General features: G+C 76.8%; 11 protein-coding genes and 1 riboswitch. Of the genes, 4 read left to right on the plus strand and 7 right to left on the minus strand.

Going from position 1 to position 15,137, the window contains the following annotated elements; all coding sequences use genetic code 11:
* Nucleotides 1-181: 181 nt before the first annotated feature.
* Both ACIRPH_RS03320 and fmt read right to left on the minus strand, forming a co-directional pair.
* A complete protein-coding gene (locus ACIRPH_RS03320) occupies nucleotides 182-1,651 on the minus strand; it encodes an RsmB/NOP family class I SAM-dependent RNA methyltransferase (RefSeq protein ID WP_402908647.1) in 1,470 nt (489 codons plus the stop codon).
* Between the two features lie 75 nt (nucleotides 1,652-1,726).
* Nucleotides 1,727-2,662, minus strand: a complete 936-nt coding sequence (gene fmt / locus ACIRPH_RS03325) for a methionyl-tRNA formyltransferase (protein WP_402908649.1) — start codon at nucleotides 2,660-2,662, stop codon at nucleotides 1,727-1,729.
* Nucleotides 2,663-2,771: 109 nt separating this feature from the next.
* Here fmt and ACIRPH_RS03330 point away from each other — a divergent pair, with 109 nt between their 5' ends.
* Nucleotides 2,772-4,961, plus strand: coding sequence for a primosomal protein N' (locus tag ACIRPH_RS03330; protein ID WP_402908651.1), 2,190 nt, complete (start codon nucleotides 2,772-2,774; stop codon nucleotides 4,959-4,961).
* A gap of 39 nt (nucleotides 4,962-5,000) precedes the next feature.
* On the opposite strand, the gene ACIRPH_RS03335 is transcribed toward ACIRPH_RS03330, so the two are convergent.
* From ACIRPH_RS03335 to ACIRPH_RS03355, 5 genes are all read right to left on the minus strand, one after another.
* Complete coding sequence (locus tag ACIRPH_RS03335) at nucleotides 5,001-5,543, minus strand: DinB family protein (RefSeq protein WP_402908653.1); 543 nt, start codon at nucleotides 5,541-5,543, stop codon at nucleotides 5,001-5,003.
* Nucleotides 5,534-6,241, minus strand: coding sequence for an SAM-dependent methyltransferase (locus tag ACIRPH_RS03340; RefSeq protein WP_402908655.1), 708 nt, complete (start codon nucleotides 6,239-6,241; stop codon nucleotides 5,534-5,536). Before ACIRPH_RS03340 ends, ACIRPH_RS03335 begins: the two co-directional genes overlap by 10 nt.
* Nucleotides 6,242-6,543: 302 nt before the next feature.
* Nucleotides 6,544-9,135, minus strand: coding sequence for an FtsX-like permease family protein (locus ACIRPH_RS03345; RefSeq protein WP_402908657.1), 2,592 nt, complete (start codon nucleotides 9,133-9,135; stop codon nucleotides 6,544-6,546).
* Nucleotides 9,132-9,941, minus strand: coding sequence for an ABC transporter ATP-binding protein (locus ACIRPH_RS03350; protein ID WP_402908659.1), 810 nt, complete (start codon nucleotides 9,939-9,941; stop codon nucleotides 9,132-9,134). The genes ACIRPH_RS03345 and ACIRPH_RS03350 overlap by 4 nt, the downstream gene beginning before the upstream one ends.
* A 236-nt stretch (nucleotides 9,942-10,177) precedes the next feature.
* Nucleotides 10,178-11,548: an aminotransferase class V-fold PLP-dependent enzyme gene (locus tag ACIRPH_RS03355; RefSeq protein ID WP_402908661.1), complete on the minus strand. Its 1,371-nt coding sequence runs from the start codon at nucleotides 11,546-11,548 to the stop codon at nucleotides 10,178-10,180.
* Between the two features lie 59 nt (nucleotides 11,549-11,607).
* A riboswitch (SAM riboswitch) is annotated at nucleotides 11,608-11,722 on the minus strand.
* Nucleotides 11,723-12,080: 358 nt separating this feature from the next.
* Between ACIRPH_RS03355 and ACIRPH_RS03360 the strand changes: the two genes are divergently transcribed.
* The 3 genes from ACIRPH_RS03360 to ACIRPH_RS03370 are packed head-to-tail and all read left to right on the plus strand — an operon-like array spanning nucleotide 12,081 to nucleotide 15,020.
* Nucleotides 12,081-12,464 carry a DUF3870 domain-containing protein gene (locus ACIRPH_RS03360; RefSeq protein WP_355011719.1) on the plus strand — a complete coding sequence of 128 codons (384 nt, stop codon included), beginning with the start codon at nucleotides 12,081-12,083 and terminating at the stop codon, nucleotides 12,462-12,464.
* A 7-nt stretch (nucleotides 12,465-12,471) separates the two neighbouring features.
* Entirely contained in the window at nucleotides 12,472-13,833 is a 1,362-nt protein-coding gene (locus ACIRPH_RS03365) for a CaiB/BaiF CoA transferase family protein (protein WP_402908663.1), read from the plus strand.
* Nucleotides 13,830-15,020 (plus strand): acyl-CoA dehydrogenase family protein, encoded by a 1,191-nt coding sequence (locus ACIRPH_RS03370; protein ID WP_402908665.1) that lies wholly within the window; start codon nucleotides 13,830-13,832, stop codon nucleotides 15,018-15,020. Before ACIRPH_RS03365 ends, ACIRPH_RS03370 begins: the two co-directional genes overlap by 4 nt.
* Nucleotides 15,021-15,137: the final 117 nt, after the last annotated feature.

A 15,137-nucleotide genomic window follows, 5' to 3' on the forward strand; every position in this document is an offset into this window, starting at 1 on the left:
GGGGTCAGGGGGGTCTTCGCGGGGGTCACCGGCGGGGGGGGGGGGGGGGGGCGGGCGCCCGGCGGGGCGGGCGGGGGGGGGGGGGCCCCCGGGGGCCCCCCCCCCCCCCCCCCCCCGGCCGCACGCGTTCACCGGCGGACCACGGGGGGCACGGGTCCCGGGTGCGTGCGACGGGCCGGGGTCAGTCCCGGGCCGTCTTGCGGAACAGGGCCAGGAACATCGCGTCCGTGCCGTGGACGTGCGGCCAGAACTGGACGTAGTTCCCGTCCGGGCCAGCTGCCAGGTCCGGCACCCCGTCCAGGTAGTCGGCCGCGCGCAGCAGCGCCAGGTCGTCCCGCTCCGCGAGGACCCGGCGGACGATGCCGTCGGTCTCGTCCAGGTGCGGGGAGCACGTCACGTACGCCACCACGCCGCCGGGGCGCACGGCGTCCGCGGCACGGGCCAGGAGGTCGTGCTGGAGGGGCGCCAGGTCGGCCGCGGAGGTCTCGGTGCGGCGCCAGCGCGACTCCGGGCGGCGCCTCAGCGCGCCCAGGCCCGTGCACGGCGCGTCCACCAGCACCCGGTCGAACACGCCCGGACGCCAGGCGGGCCTGGTACCGTCGGCGGCGATCACGCGCCCGGCGTCGCGGGGGGCACGGCGCACCGCCGTGGCGACCAGCCCCGCGCGGGCCGGCTGGACCTCGGACGCCAGCAGGCGGGCCCCGCGCTGCCCGGCGAGGGAGGCCAGCAGGCCGGCCTTGCCGCCGGGGCCCGCGCACATGTCGAGCCACAGGGCGTCGTCCCCGTGCGCGTCGACCCGGCTCAGGGCGAGGGCGACCAGCTGGCTGGCCTCGTCCTGCACGGCGGCCCGGTTCTGGCGGACCTCGCGGATCCCCGCCGGATCCCCCTGGGGCAGGTAGGCGGCGAAGGGCGAGTAGCGTCCCTCCTCCGCGCCCGCGGCCACCAGGTCCTCGACGGTCGAGCGGCCGGGCTTGGCCACGAGGGTCACCCGGGGCCGCTCGTTGTGGGCGGCCAGCAGGCGCTCGGTGCGGACCAGGCCGGTGGAGGAGCGCTCCCCCAGTGCGCGGGCGAGCTCCTTGACCACCCAGCGCGGGTGGCTCCGCACGACCGCCAGGTACCCGCTGGGGTCGCGGTCCCGGTCGGGGGCGACCACGGCGGTCCACGCGTCCAGGTCCCGGGCCGACACCTTGCGCAGGACGGCGTTGACGAAACGGCCCCTGTGGTGGCCCACCACGCGGCGGGCCAGGTCCACGGTGGCGCTGACGGCGGCGTGCGGCGGGATCTTCGTGGACAGCAGCTGGTGGGCGCCCAGCCGCAGGACCGGCAGCGCGTCGGCGTCCACGGAGGCGAGCGTGCGGTCCACGCACGCCTCCAGGATCGCGTCGTAGGTGCCCTGGAGCCGCAGCGTGCCGTAGGTCAGCTCCGTGGCCAGGGCCGCGTCGCGCCCGCTGATGCCGCGCTCGGTGAGCAGCGCGGGAAGGAGGAGGTTGGCGTAGGCGTCGCGCTGCTCGACGGCGCACAGCACGTCGTAGGCGACCCGGCGGGCGGGGTCACGGGGCGCCGGCGGCCCAGACGCGCCCTGTCCACCGCCCTGTACGGGCTTCGCGCCCCTGCGGGGCCGGCGGTACGGGGATCGGGACTGCTCGCTCAACTGTGCTGCCTCAACAAACCGGGGACGGGACCTGGCGGACGTCCGTTCGGTCCGCCAGGTCGAGACTACGGCAGCTCACGCGCCCAGGCGGTCATCTTCGGTGGGACGCACGCCACGCGCCCAGTCCACTGCGGCCATGGACCGCTTGCCCTGCGGCTGCACCTCGCCGAGGGCGACGGGGTGGGTGCTGGTGCCGACCAGGACGTGCTTCTTGCCCGCGTGGATCCGGCCGGGGGCGAGGTCGGGGGTGTCCGCGTCGGTGACGGGGGTGACGGGGCCGAGCTTGAGCCGGGTGCCCCGGAAGGTCGTCCAGGCGCCGGGGGCGGGCGTGCAGGCGCGGGCCGTCCGGTCCACGCGCAGGGCCGGGAGCGTGAAGTCGAGTTCGGCGTCGGAGGGGGTGAGCTTGGCGGCGTAGGACAGCCCGTCGGCGGGCTGCTCCACCGGTTCGAGCTGACCGGACGCGATGCCGTCGACGGTGCGCTTCAGGAGTTCGGCCCCGGAGACGGACAGCCGTTCGAGGAGCTCCCCGCTGGTGTCGGTGGGGCGCACGGCCTCGGTCAGGGTCCCGTAGACGGGCCCGGCGTCGAGCTCCTTGACGATGCGGAAGGTGGACGCCCCGGTGACGTCGTCGCCGTGCAGCACCGCGTGCTGGACGGGGGCGGCGCCGCGCCAGGCGGGCAGCAGGGAGAAGTGCAGGTTGACCCAGCCGTGGCGGGGGATGTCCAGGGCCGGCTGCGGCAGCAGCGCGCCGTAGGCGACCACGGGGCAGCAGTCGGGGGCGATCTCCTCCAGCCGCGCGAGGAACTCGGGATCGCCGGCCCTGGCGGGTTTGAGGACCTCGATGCCCTCGGCCTCGGCCACCTCGCCCACCGGGCTCGCGGAGATCCGGCGGCCCCGGCCGGAACGGGCGTCGGGCCGGGTGACCACGGCCGCGACCTCGTGTTCGGAGCCGATCAGCGCCCGGAGCGAGGGCACGGCCACCTCCGGTGTTCCGGCAAAGACGAGCTTCATGTTCGGATCCCCCTCCGCTGCGCGTACGGGACACTGTTCTACCAGTCACGGAGGGGGCTCCCGCCGCGGAGGAGCGGCGGTGTCGGACCGTTCTGGTAGACCAGTGGTGATGACAGCGCAGTCCGACCCACCCAGCGACGCCCTCTTCGACGTGTCGGAGCTGGTGGACCCCAGAGCCGCGGCCAGGGCCAGGGCCGAGGAGGCGTCCCGTCCGGCGCCGAGGAGACCCGCCGGGCGGCTGTCCGTCGCGCGCGTCATCGTGGACACCCCCCTGCCCCACCTGGACCGCCTCTTCGACTACCGGGTCCCCGCCGACCTGGACGAGGACGCCGTTCCCGGTTGCAGGGTGAAGGTCGCCTTCCGCCACCGGCTGCTCGGCGGGTTCATCGCGGAGCGGGTGGAGCGCTCGGAGTTCGGCGGCCGGCTCGCCTACCTGTCCGAGGTGGTCTCCCCGGAGCCGGTCCTCACGCCGGAGATCCTCGAACTGGCCCGGGCCGTGGCCGGGCGGTACGCGGGCAACCTGCACGACGTGGTCAAGCTGGCCGTGCCGCCGCGCCGGGCGCGGGTCGAGCGCGAGGCCGTCCGTGACGCGGACGCCCCGGCGGAGGACGGCGGGGCCGGTCCCGCGGAGCCGGCCGCGGCGTCCTCCGCCGAGGTCCCGGACGGGACCGGGACGCCGGAGCCCGGGGCCGGGGGCGCGGAGCCCCCCGCCGAGGACCCGGGGGCCGACGCCGGCCCCTGGGCGGACTACCCCGAGGGGCCCGCCTTCGTCGCGGCCCTGCGCGAGGGGCGCGCGGCCCGCGCGGTGTGGAACGCCCTCCCCGGGAACGACTGGCCGGACGCGATCGCGGTGGCCGCCGGGGCCGCCCTCGCCGCGGGGCGCGGCACGGTGGTGGTGCTCCCCAACAGCCGCGACGTCGAGGCGGTGGACGCCGCGATGGTCCGGCGCCTGGGCGGGGGACGACACGTCGCGCTGCCCGCCGACCTCGGCCCGACCCCGCGCTACCGGCGCTGGCTGTCGGTCCTGCGCGGAGGGGCCCGGGTGGTCGTGGGGACCCGCACCGCGATCTTCGCCCCCGTCCGCGACCTCGGGCTGGTCGTGCTCTGGGACGACGGCGACGACGTCCACGCCGACCCGCACACCCCCTATCCGCACGCCCGCACCGTGCTGGCCATGCGGGCGCACCAGACGGGGTCGGCGGCTCTGTTCGGCGGGCACACACGCACCACGGACGCCCAGCTCTTGGTCGAGTCCGGCTGGGCGCACCCGCTGGTCGCGGACCGCGCGACGCTGCGCCGCCGGGCCCCGCTCGTCAAGCCCGCGGGGGACGACCGCGAACTCGCCCGGGACGAGGCCGCCCGCACCGCCCGCATGCCGAGCCTGGCCCTCAAGTCGGCGCGGGAGGCGGCCAGGACCGGTCCGGTGCTGTTCCAGGTGCCGCGCCGGGGCTACCTCAACACCCTGGCCTGCGCGGGCTGCCGCGAACCCGCGCGCTGCGACGGCTGCCGCGGGCCGCTCGCGATCCGCGAGGCGAACGCCCTGCCCTCCTGCGGCTGGTGCGGGCGGGTGGCCGGGCAGTGGACGTGCCCCGACTGCGGGGCCGCCCGGATGCGCGCGGTGGTGGTGGGGGCCCGCCGCACCGCCGAGGAGCTGGGCCGGGCCTTCCCCTCCCTGACCGTGCGCACGTCCGGGCGCGACGAGGTGCTGCCGGAGGTCCCGGACAAGCCGTCCCTGGTGGTGGCCACCCCCGGGGCCGAACCGGTGGTCCGGGACGGCGGGTACGCGGCGGCGGTGCTCCTGGACGGCTGGGCCCTGCTGAACAGGGCCGACCTCCGCGCCTCGGAGGAGACGCTGCGCCGCTGGTTCAACGCCGCCGCGCTGGTGCGGCCGGGCGGCACCGTGGTGGTGTCCGCGGAGGCGTCGCTGCCGGTGGTGCAGGCCCTGGTGCGCTGGGACCCGGGCGGTTTCGCCGGACGGGAGCTGGCCGAGCGCAGGGAGCTGGGTTTCCCCCCCGCCGTGACGATGGCGTCGATCACCGGTGCCGCGGACCACGTGCGCGAACTGCTCGCCCAGGTGGAGCTGCCCGAGGGCGCCGAGGTGCTCGGGCCCGTGCCGGTGGCCTCGGAGCGCGGCCCCGTCGCCGAGGGCGCGCCGCCCACGGAGCGCGCGCTGCTCCGGGTGCCCCGCGAGGGGGTGGGCGCCCTGGCCCGCTCGCTGAAGGCCGCCGCGTCGGCGCGCAGCGCCCGCGGGGACGAGCACCTGGCCCAGGTGCGGGTGGACCCGCTGCAGGTGCTCTGACCCGTCGACGGAACGCCGGAGGGCGGCCCTGCCCGCGGCTCAGCCCCGGGCGGGCCCGGCGCGGTAGAGGTCGCGCAGCAGAGCGACCTCCGCCCCGTGGTGGATGATCTCCCGGTTGACGTGCAGCACGAGGGCGACCATCGGGAAGTCCTCCCACTGCCGCGCCTCGGCGCCCCCCACCTGCGCGGCGAGCCCGTCCTCGTCGAGGCCCTGGATGTTCTCGGACCAGGTCTCGTAGGCGTGGCGCAGACGCTGCTTGGCCTCGGCCGCGTCACCGGGCCAGTTGACGCTCTCCCGGGTGTAGGTGCGGTCGCCGAAGTGCCAGTTGACGCGGGTCTCCAGGACGTCCACGACGAGGTGTCCGAGCCGCCAGGCGAGGGTGGTCACGGGCGGGGGCTCGGGCTCGGGGAACGCGGAGTCCGGCCGGTACCGCCCGTCCTCCCCCTCCCGCACGGTCCAGGCCCCGGGCGCCGGGAGCCAGTGGTACTCGGCGTCGGTCAGCCCCTCCAGCCGCGGCCACAGCGAGTACTCCCAGTAGAACTGGAGCTGTGCCAGGACCTCACCCGTCCAGTTCACCGCCATCGGCGGTCCCCCCTTCCGCTGCCCGGCGCGCGGCCGAGCCCCGCCAGGGTCCCGGTCCCCCTGTCGGAGACGTCCTCGTCCGGATAGGGCCACCATCGCAGGTCGGCCACCCCCGGTTCAACAGGGTGGAAGGGGGCGAAGGCGCGTTCGACCACGGCCCGGGGCGCGGGGGACGCGAGCGCGAGGTAGCCGCCGCCGCGCATGAGGGCGTGGAGGCCCGCGACGCCCCCGGGCGGGTCGTCGGCGGTGAAGGGGCGGGTCATCAGGACGGCGACGGGCTCGTCGAAGTCGACGAGCCCGGAGGCGCCCAGGCGGCGCAGGAGGCCGTCGGGGCCGGAACCGTCCCCGGAGAGCACGGCCGCACCCGCGGTGGGGAGCATGCCCGCCGCCCCGTGCGGGACCAGGTGGACGACGGTGGCCCCGGGGTCGCCGGCGTGCACGCGCTCGGCCGTGCCGGGCACCGGACACCCCCAGTCGACGAACTGGCGGACACCGGCGTCGACGCGCAGGTAGTCGATGACCCTGCCGAGGAAGGCCTGGTGCAGGCGGGTGGCCTCGCCCTGGCGGGAGGCGGGGGGCTCGGCCCCGCGCGGGCCGAGGCTGACCACGCGCGACCGCCGTCCGGGGACCTGCGCGGGTTGCCGCTGCCTGGACACGGCCGCGAGCGGACCTGCCTCGGGTCCTCGGACGTCCGTCACGGTCACACTCCCCCAGCCGGTTCGCTCGCGGGAGGCAGGACGCGCCGAGGAGCGGACCGGTCGGGCCCGTCGGCGTCGCGCCATGCCGTCAGGGCCCGATGCTACAGGTTGGGAAAGTGATCCCCGGCACACACTGGAGTGAAATATGCCCTGTTGTACTGTTTGTTGCCTCGTGCGACGCAAGGTTCCGGAACATCCGTGCCGGAAGCCCTGACGGGCACCGCCGGTGGCCCCGAGCGGGAGGGGCGCGACGGCTCTTCCGGCGCCGCCGTGCCCCTCCACCGCCCGTCCGCCCCCGCCGCTCAACGACGCGTCGGGGAGGCGGTCAACTTCCTGGCGGGCACCGCCACGCACAGCCAGGCCACGGCCGACACGCCCAGGACCGCCACGGGCACCGGCCAGAGCGGACCCGCGGGGAAGGGCCTCCCGAGCAGGGCCGCGCCCACGCAGAGGAGCGGGAACAGCACGGCCAGGAGCCCGGCGGCGTTGGCGCCGAGGGCGATCATCGCTGCCTCCCTGCGCAGCACCGACCGGGTCTGCCCCGGCGTCATCCCGATCGCCCGCAGGGCGTCCGCCTCGCCCCGCCGCTGCAGGGTCTGGGCGGAGAGCCGGTTGGCGACCGCCAGCACCATGTAGCCGACCAGCGCCAGCAGGACGACCAGGTTGAGGACGGCGTCGGCGGCCAGCCCCTGACCGCCCTCCTCCGCGGCGCCCGCCTCCGCGACCTCCACCCCGGGACGGCCCCCGGCCGCCGCCTCCAGCACGCGGCGCGCCTCGTCCTCCTGACCCGGAGCCGCCAGGACCAGGAGCCGCGCGTCGACGTCGCCGGTGACGTGGCCCCGCGCCAGGTCCGCCGACAGGGTGACCGACCCGTATCCCAGGTCCCTGCGGTACACGGCGACCACCTCCGCGTCGACCTGCGCGCCGTCGCCGGTCCGGAACGTGAACGTCTCCCCCGCGCCGGTGCCGAACCGGCGCGCCGCCGAGGCGCTCACCGCGACCGTCTCCCCGGACAGACGGCCCAGGTCCCCCTCGACCACGTCCAGGTCCAGGACCCGCTGCGCCCCCGGGCCGACGACCTGGGCGGCCGCCTCCAGGTACGCCGTCCCGGGCTCCTCCCCGGGCAGGGCGAAGCGGTCGGCGCCCACCACCGCGGTCGGTGTGACCGCGACGGCCTCCTCCACCGCGGGCGACCGGCGGACCTCCTCCGCGAAGTCCGCGGGGACCCCGCCCAGGCCGGGTGCGGTCACCACGAGGTCGGCCCTCTCCCCCGCCGCGCGCTGGGCGTCGCCCGCGGCGGACAGCGAGGTCTGCGCGTAGGTCTGCCCCAGGGTGAAGGCCACCGTCATGGCCAGGGCGCTCGCCGCGCCGGCCACCCGGACGGAGTGCCCGTGCAGGTTCTGCACGGCGAGCCAGGTCAGCGGCGAGACCCGGGAGGGCAGCAGACGGGCGGCCACCCCGCTCACCCGGCGGACCAGGGCCGGTCCTGCCAGGGCCAGGCCGACCGCCGCGACCAGTGACGCCACTGCAGCGCCGGCCGCCGCCTCCGTGGCGTCCAGGACCAGCGCGGGAGCCGAGACGGCCACCGAGACCGCCAGCAGGACGGCCCCCGCCCAGGTGCGGGCACGGCCCGGGGCACGCGGTTCGGCGACGGACTCAGCGAGGGCGTCGACGGGGGCGGCCCTCGCCGTGCGGCGGGTCGCTCCCGCGCAGGCCGCCCACACCGCGAGGAGGGTCAGGGCCGCCGCGGCCGGGCCGGGCACGGGCCCGAGGACGGCGGGCAGGCCCGCGGGCGCCGTCCCCAGCGCGGCGAGGCCCCGGAGCGCGCCCTCCCCCAGCAGGTAGCCCGCGGCGATCCCGAAGGGCAGGGCCAGGGCGGCGGCGAGCAGGTGGGGAACGGCGAAGAGGCGGCGGATCTGGCGCGGGGTGGCGCCGACCGCCCGCAGGAGGGCGAGGTCCCGGCGCTGGGCCGCGACGGACACCGAGAGGGCGCCGGCGACCGTGGAACCGACGACGATCAGGACGGTGCCGCCGAGCGAGGCGGCGATCGCGACCAGCACCGACCGTGCGGACGCCGCCCCCGGCGACTCGGCGTCGCCGCGCCGGTCGCCGCTGAGGGCGACGAGGCCGTGTTCGGCGAACACGGCGCTCGCCTCCACCGCGGAGCGGAGCTCGGCGTCGGTGACGCCCTCCGCGGCGTGCAGGCCGACCAGGTCGACGGTGCCCTCGCGGGGGCCTTCGGAGCGTCCGGCCAGGTCCGCGGCGGTGGAGTCCTCCACGAGGATCAGGGGCGCCGGGGTGTCCAGGACCCCGGTCAGCCGGTACGCGCCCGTCCGGCCTCCCGCCACGAGGCGGACGTCCCCGCCGACCTCCGCGCCCGACGCCTCCGCCGAGGCGCGGTCCAGGACCACCTCGCCGGGGCCGCGCGGCGGCTCGCCGGTCAGGGCGCCCCCTCCCGCCAGGGAGGCCGAGGCCCATCCGTGCCCGGCGGTGCGCGGATCGGCGCCTGCCACGGGCCCGTCCCCGCCCAGGACCGCGGCCTGGAAACCCACGTCGCCGACGGCCAGGCCGACCTCGGGCAGCTCGGCCAGTGCGTCCACCACGGTCCCGGGGACGGTCGCCCGTTCGGGAAGGGCGATGTCGAGGTCCTCGGGCACCTCCACGCTCTGGGGCGCCGTGACGACGACGTCGGCGCCCGCGAGGCGGCCCGCCGGGAGGGCGGAGCGGACACCGGTGTCGGCGACGACCCCGCCGACCGTGATGAGGGCGGACCCGCCGAGGACCGCGACGGCGACGGCTGCCAGGGACGCGGCGCGGCCCCTGGCCAGCTCCAGTGCCAGGGGCACGCGGCCCCGGCGGCCGGGGACGGCGCGCGCGTCGGGCGTCCCGGTCATCGGTCCGCCCCCAGGGAGGCGAGGCGTCCGGCGAGGTCCGCGGCGGCGGGCGCGTGGAGGAGGTCCACGACCCGCCCCGAGGCCATCACGGCGGTGTCGTGGGCGCGGGCCGCGGCGGCGGGGTCGTGGGTGACCATGACGACGGTCTGGCCGAGGTCGTCCACGATCCCCCTGAGCAGGGACAGCGTCCGGTCTGCGGTGGCGCCGTCGAGGGCGCCGGTGGGCTCGTCCGCGAAGACGATGTCGGGCCGGGCGGCGAGTGCGCGCACGATGGCGACCCGCTGCTGCTGGCCGCCGGACAGCTCCGGGGGCCGGTGCCCCAACCGGTCCGCCACACCCACCCTGCGGACGAGCTCGTCGATCCACGCGGTGTCCGGCCGCACCCCGGCCAGGCGCAGGGGGAGGGTGATGTTGTCCTCCGCCGTGAGGGTGGGGACCAGGTTGTAGGACTGGAAGACGAACCCCACGTGGTCGCGGCGGAAGACGGTGAGGTCCGGTTCCCGCAGTCCGCCGATGTCCCTCCCCCCGATCTCGACCGTGCCGGAGGTGACGCGGTCCAGGCCGGAGGCGCAGTTGAGCAGGGTGCTCTTGCCGGAGCCGGAGGGCCCCATGACGGCGAGGAAGGTCCCCCGGGGGACCCTGAGGGTGACCCCGTCCAGGGCGGACACGCGGCCGTCGCCGTCGGTGTAGGAGCGGTGGACCGCCGTGAGGGCGACCGCGGCCCCGGCGGGGCCGCTCACGGCGCCCGGTGCGGGGGGCCGGCTGCCCGGAGCTGTGCTCGTGGGGGTGCGAAACGGTGCGGGCATGGCGGATCCTCGCGGGTCGGCGTCGGGGAAGGACGTGACTCGGCAAGGGCCGTCCACGTCCCTGACGACGCTACGGAGCCCGGCGCCGGCGAACCATGCCGCGCGCTGTCCGATGCGAGCTACAGTCAGCACCACCATCGCGGCCCCGCGTGCCCCGCGCCTGCGGGGCCGGGTACGGGCGCGCCCCGGCGGCCTGTCCGCCGCCGGGGCGCCTCCTGCCGGGCGCCGCTCCCGCGTCAGAACACGTCGCGCGGGTCCGGAACCGGGACCAGGCGGCCGTCGCGGTCGGCGTACTCCCAGACCGGCCCGTGGGCGACCAGGGCGGCGATCGCTCCGACGAGCCGGTCCACGTGCTCCGGGGTCGTCCCGACCCCCAGGCTCGCCCGGACCGCCTGGGAGTGGCCCTCGGGCAGCAGGTGCCGGGTGAGCGGGTGGGCGCAGAAGAGCCCGTCCCGCACCCCGATGCCGTGCTCGGCGGAGAGCGCCGCGGCCAGCAGGTCGGCGGGCAGCCCGTCCACCGTGAACGAGACGATGCCGACCCTCGGGTGCTCGTCGCCCCACAGGGTCAGCTCGGTGACGCCCTCCACGTCGGCGAGTCCGGAGCGCAGCCGCTCCAGCAGGGCGGACTCGCGGATGTGCAGGAGTCCCTGCGCGTCGGGGGTGAGGGCGTCGCAGGCGGCGGCCAGGGCCACGGCGCCGAGCACGTTGGGGCTGCCCGCCTCGTGGCGCGCGGGGAGGTCGTTCCACACCACGTCGTGCTCGGTGACCAGTCGCGTGGCGCCGCCCCCGGACAGGTACGGGACGGCCTCGCGCAGCCAGTCGGCGCGTCCGGCCAGCACCCCGGAGCCGAAGGGCGCGTAGAGCTTGTGCGCGGACAGCGCCACGTAGTCGGCGCCGGTCTCCTCCAGGCTGAACGGCAGGTGCGGCACGTACTGGGCGGCGTCCACGACCACGCGGGCGTCCTCGGCGTGCGCGGCCGCGACCAGCTCCCCGACCGGCCAGATCTCGCCCGTGACGTTGGAGGCGGCGGTCACGCACAGGAGCCTGGGGCCCTCGGGGGACTCCCGCAGCGCGGTGCGGGCCGCCTCGACGGCCGCCTCGGGGGTGGCGGGCAGCGGCAGGCGGACCACTCTCCCGGCCCGCGCGGCGGGGTGCTCCCAGGGCAGGAGGGCGGCGTGGTGCTCGGTCTCGAACACCACGACCGTGCATCCCTCCGGCACGGACCGGGCCAGGAGGTTGAGGGCGTCGGTGGTGCCCCGCACGAACACGACCGCGTCGGCGGGTTCCGAGCGGGCCCCGAGGAAGCGGGCGACGCTGCGGCGGGCACGCTCGTAGGCGTCGGTGCTCACCTGGGAGTGGTGGCCCGCGCCCCGGTGCACGCTCGCGTAGTAGGGCAGCGCGTCGGCCAGGGCGTCCGCGACGGGGGTCAGGCAGGGGGCGCTGGCGGCGTAGTCGAAGTTCGCGTACTCCACGCGCCCGCCGGTGACCAGGGGGACGCCCTCGTCCGAGGCGACGACCGTGCACTCGGCGGTGCCGCCCGAAGGGTGTCCGGACGGGGCGGCGGAACGGAACGAGCGCGCGGTGTGGATGGGGCTGACGACGGTCATGGGGCACCTCTTCTGCGGGTCGTGGGACCCGCGGGGCGCCGTCACGGCTGCACCACAGGGGTCCGCGCTTGTCCGACACGGTCGTGTCGGGACCTGGTCCTCACCCGGGGCACCCCACCGCGGAAGGAGGGTTGCCGACCAGCAAGCCGGGGCTTAGCGCTGGTACTCGTGACCTGCGAGGCAGGCTAGCACACACGTCCCAGGGGGGACCAGGAGTCCCCCCTGTGGCCCGGGCCACGCACCGACGGGCCCGGGGCGCGGAAGACCCGGCGGGCCCATCCGCACGGACGGCGGGGGCCGCGCGCGGGGCACGCGGCCGCGTCGGAGGGCGCGGGGAGGCAGGGGCGGGCGGCGCGGCCCGGGCGGTCCGCCGGACGGGCCGCGCCCCGCTTGACAGCCGCCGAACCGGTCAGGACATACTTGGGGTGCCTGCCCTCACGCCGCGGGCGCCCGGTTTTCCCCGGCCGCCCTCCAGGCGCGAGACTCCAGAGCGTTGGAGTTTTCGCATGCCCGCGAGCGAGAGGTGTGTCCGTTGCACGGCGACGACCGTATCCAGCAGGTCCTCCGCAACCCCAGGGTTGTCCTCATCTCCGGCTACGCCCGGCTTCCCGACTCCGTGGCCAGCCATTCCCAGTACCAGCGGCTCGGCGTCGTCCTCGCCGTGGACACCGCGGACGGCCGCATCGTCGCCGCGGACACCACCCTGCTCACCGACCTGGGCAAGGACTTCTTCCGCGCCCTGGTCGAGGGGGCCTCGGTCACCGAGGACATCGCCGAGCTGGTCAGCCGGGTGCAGACGCGGTACGCCGGCCAGTCCGGCGCCGCTCTGACCACCGCCCTGCGCCGCTGCCTGGAGTCCTACCACCAGCTGCGGGAGGGCGACCAGCTGCCCGGCGGCGCCGACGCCGAGGAGTGACGCACCCGTGACAGACACCCGATCCGGCGCGGGCCCCGCGCCCGACTCCGCCGGCCCGGCCGCCCCTCTGCCCCTGGCGGGGGTGCGCGTGGCCGACCTCTCCCGCGTCCTGGCGGGCCCGTACGCCACCATGCTCCTCGCCGACATGGGCGCGGAGGTGGTCAAGGTCGAACAGCCCGGTCGCGGCGACGACACCCGGGCGTGGGGCCCGCCCTGGGCGGGTCCCGCCGACGGGGGCGGAGGCCCCGGAGAGGCCGCCTACTTCCTGTCGGTGAACCGCAACAAGCGCAGCCTGGCCGTGGACCTGAAGGACCCCGAGGGCCTGGCCGCCGTCCAGGACCTGTGCGCGTCCTCCGACGTGGTCGTCCAGAACTTCCGCCCCGGCGTGATCGACCGGCTCGGGCTCGGCTACGAGGCGGTGAGCGCGCGCAACCCCGCCGTCGTCTACTGCTCCGTGAGCGGCTTCGGCCCGGAGCACGAGCCGGCCACCCGCCCCGGGTTCGACATCGTCGTGCAGGCCGAGAGCGGCCTGATGGCGACCACCGGCCCGGCCGACGGACCGGCGAGCAAGGTGGGGGTCGCCCTCACCGACGTGCTGACCGGGCTCAACGCCGCCGTCGGCATCCTCGGGGCGCTGATGAGGGCCCGCGCGACCGGCCGCGGCGAGAACGTCAGCGCGTCGCTGATCAACTCCACGCTGTCCGGCCTGGTCAACCTCACACAGCAGGCGCTCGTGACGGGGGCGGAGCCGGCCCGTGTCGGCAACGCCCACACCACGATCGTGCCCTACCAGGTCTTCTCGGCCTCCGACGCCGAGATCGTGGTCGCCGCCGGCAACGACGCCCTGTACCAGCGGCTGTGCCGGGCCCTGGACCGCCCCGACCTGGCCGAGGACCCGCGCTACGCCACCAACCCGGGGCGCGTGGCCCACCGCGACGCACTGGTGGGTGAGCTGTCGGCCGTCCTGCGCGCCGAGCCGGCCGACCACTGGATGGACCTGCTGGTCGGGGCCGGGGTCCCGGTGGGGCGGGTGCGCGGGGTGCTGGACGCGCTGCGCACGTCCGACGCCGCCGGCGACGACGTCCTGCGCACCGTGGAGCACCCCACGGCGGGGCTGATCGAGCAGGTCCGGGCGGGGTTCCGGCTGGAGGGCGCCCCGCCGCCGCTCACGGCCCCGCCGCTCCTCGGACAGCACTCCCGCCGGATCCTCGCCGAACTCGGCGTGGACGCGGCGCGCGTGGACGCGATGGTCGGGCGCGGGGCCGTCCAGGAGCCCGAACCCGCACCGGCGTCCGACCGCCGAACCGCCCCCGCGACCCCGCCCCAGGCCGCACCGGCCGACGCACCACGAAGGGACACCCACCCATGAGCGACTCCCGCAGGCCCGCCGCACCGGACCCGCACGACTTCCTGGCCCTGGACGCCGAGCTGTCCGACACCGAGCGGGACGTCCGCGACGCCGTGCGCGGCTTCGCCTCGCGCGAACTGCTGCCGAACGTGGCCGAGTGGTTCGACGCCGGCACCCTGCCCGACCCGCGCGGGCTCGCCAAGGCCTTCGGGGACCTCGGGCTCCTGGGCATGCACCTGGAGGGGTACGGCTGCGGCGGCTCCAGCGCCGTGGCCTACGGGCTGGCCTGCCGCGAGCTGGAGGCCGTCGACTCGGGTCTGCGCAGTTTCGTGTCCGTGCAGGGCTCGCTGGCCATGGCCGCCATCCACAAGTTCGGCTCCGAGGAGCAGAAGGACGCGTGGCTGCCGAGGATGGCGGCGGGCGAGGCCGTCGGCTGCTTCGGGCTGACCGAGCCCGACTCCGGCTCCGACCCGGGCTCCATGCGCACCCGCGCCCGCAGGGACGGCACAGACTGGGTGCTCGACGGCACCAAGATGTGGATCACCAACGGGTCCGTCGCCGACGTGGCCGTGGTGTGGGCGGCCACCGGGGACGGCATCCGCGGGTTCGTGGTGCCCACCGACACCCCCGGGTTCTCCGCCAACGTCATCCACAGGAAGCTGTCGCTGCGCGCGTCCATCACCTCCGAACTCGTCCTGGAGGGGGTGCGCCTGCCCGCCGACGCGGTGCTGCCCGCCTCGAAGGGCCTGGGGGCGCCCCTGTCGTGCCTGAACGAGGCCCGCTACGGCATCGTGTGGGGCGCCGTCGGCGCCGCGCGCGCCTGCTACGAGGCGGCCCTGGAGTACGCGGCGACACGCGAGCAGTTCGGGCAGCCGATCGGCGGGTTCCAGCTCACCCAGCGCAAGCTCGCCGACATGGTCGTGGACGTCAACCACGCGGGCATGACGGCGCTGCGGATCGGCCGCCTCAAGGACGGGGGGAACTGCCACCACAACCACGTGAGCTTCGGCAAGTTCGCGAACGTGGCCGCTGCCCAGCGGGTCGCGCGCACCGCGCGCGGGGTCCACGGCGCGAACGGCATCACCCTGGAGTACCCGGTGATGCGCCACATGGTGAACCTGGAGACGGTCGCCACCTACGAGGGCACCGAGGAGATCCACGCGCTCAGCATCGGCCAGGCGGTGACCGGGGTCTCCGCGTTCCGCTGACAACCGGACCTCCGGCGCCCCGGGACAGGGGTCGGAGCGGGCGCCCGCAGCACGGGCGGAGCGGCCCGGAGGCGGGATCCCGGCCCCCGGCCGGTGTCGTCGGCCGCCCGGAACCAC

The sequence above is a fragment of the Nocardiopsis sp. NPDC101807 genome (assembly GCF_044766605.1).
GTDB lineage: Bacteria > Actinomycetota > Actinomycetes > Streptosporangiales > Streptosporangiaceae > Nocardiopsis > Nocardiopsis tropica.

Bases quoted from the DNA above. Each gene is read 5' to 3' on its own strand.
- ACIRPH_RS03335 (WP_402908653.1), bottom strand. From the start codon at position 5,543: ATGGCGGTGAACTGGACGGGTGAGGTCCTGGCACAGCTCCAGTTCTAC.
- ACIRPH_RS03370 (WP_402908665.1), top strand. From the start codon at position 13,830: ATGAGCGACTCCCGCAGGCCCGCCGCACCGGACCCGCACGACTTCCTG.
- ACIRPH_RS03345 (WP_402908657.1), bottom strand. From the start codon at position 9,135: ATGACCGGGACGCCCGACGCGCGCGCCGTCCCCGGCCGCCGGGGCCGC.
- ACIRPH_RS03350 (WP_402908659.1), bottom strand. From the start codon at position 9,941: ATGCCCGCACCGTTTCGCACCCCCACGAGCACAGCTCCGGGCAGCCGG.
- ACIRPH_RS03330 (WP_402908651.1), top strand. From the start codon at position 2,772: ATGACAGCGCAGTCCGACCCACCCAGCGACGCCCTCTTCGACGTGTCG.
- fmt (WP_402908649.1), bottom strand. From the start codon at position 2,662: ATGAAGCTCGTCTTTGCCGGAACACCGGAGGTGGCCGTGCCCTCGCTC.
- ACIRPH_RS03355 (WP_402908661.1), bottom strand. From the start codon at position 11,548: ATGACCGTCGTCAGCCCCATCCACACCGCGCGCTCGTTCCGTTCCGCC.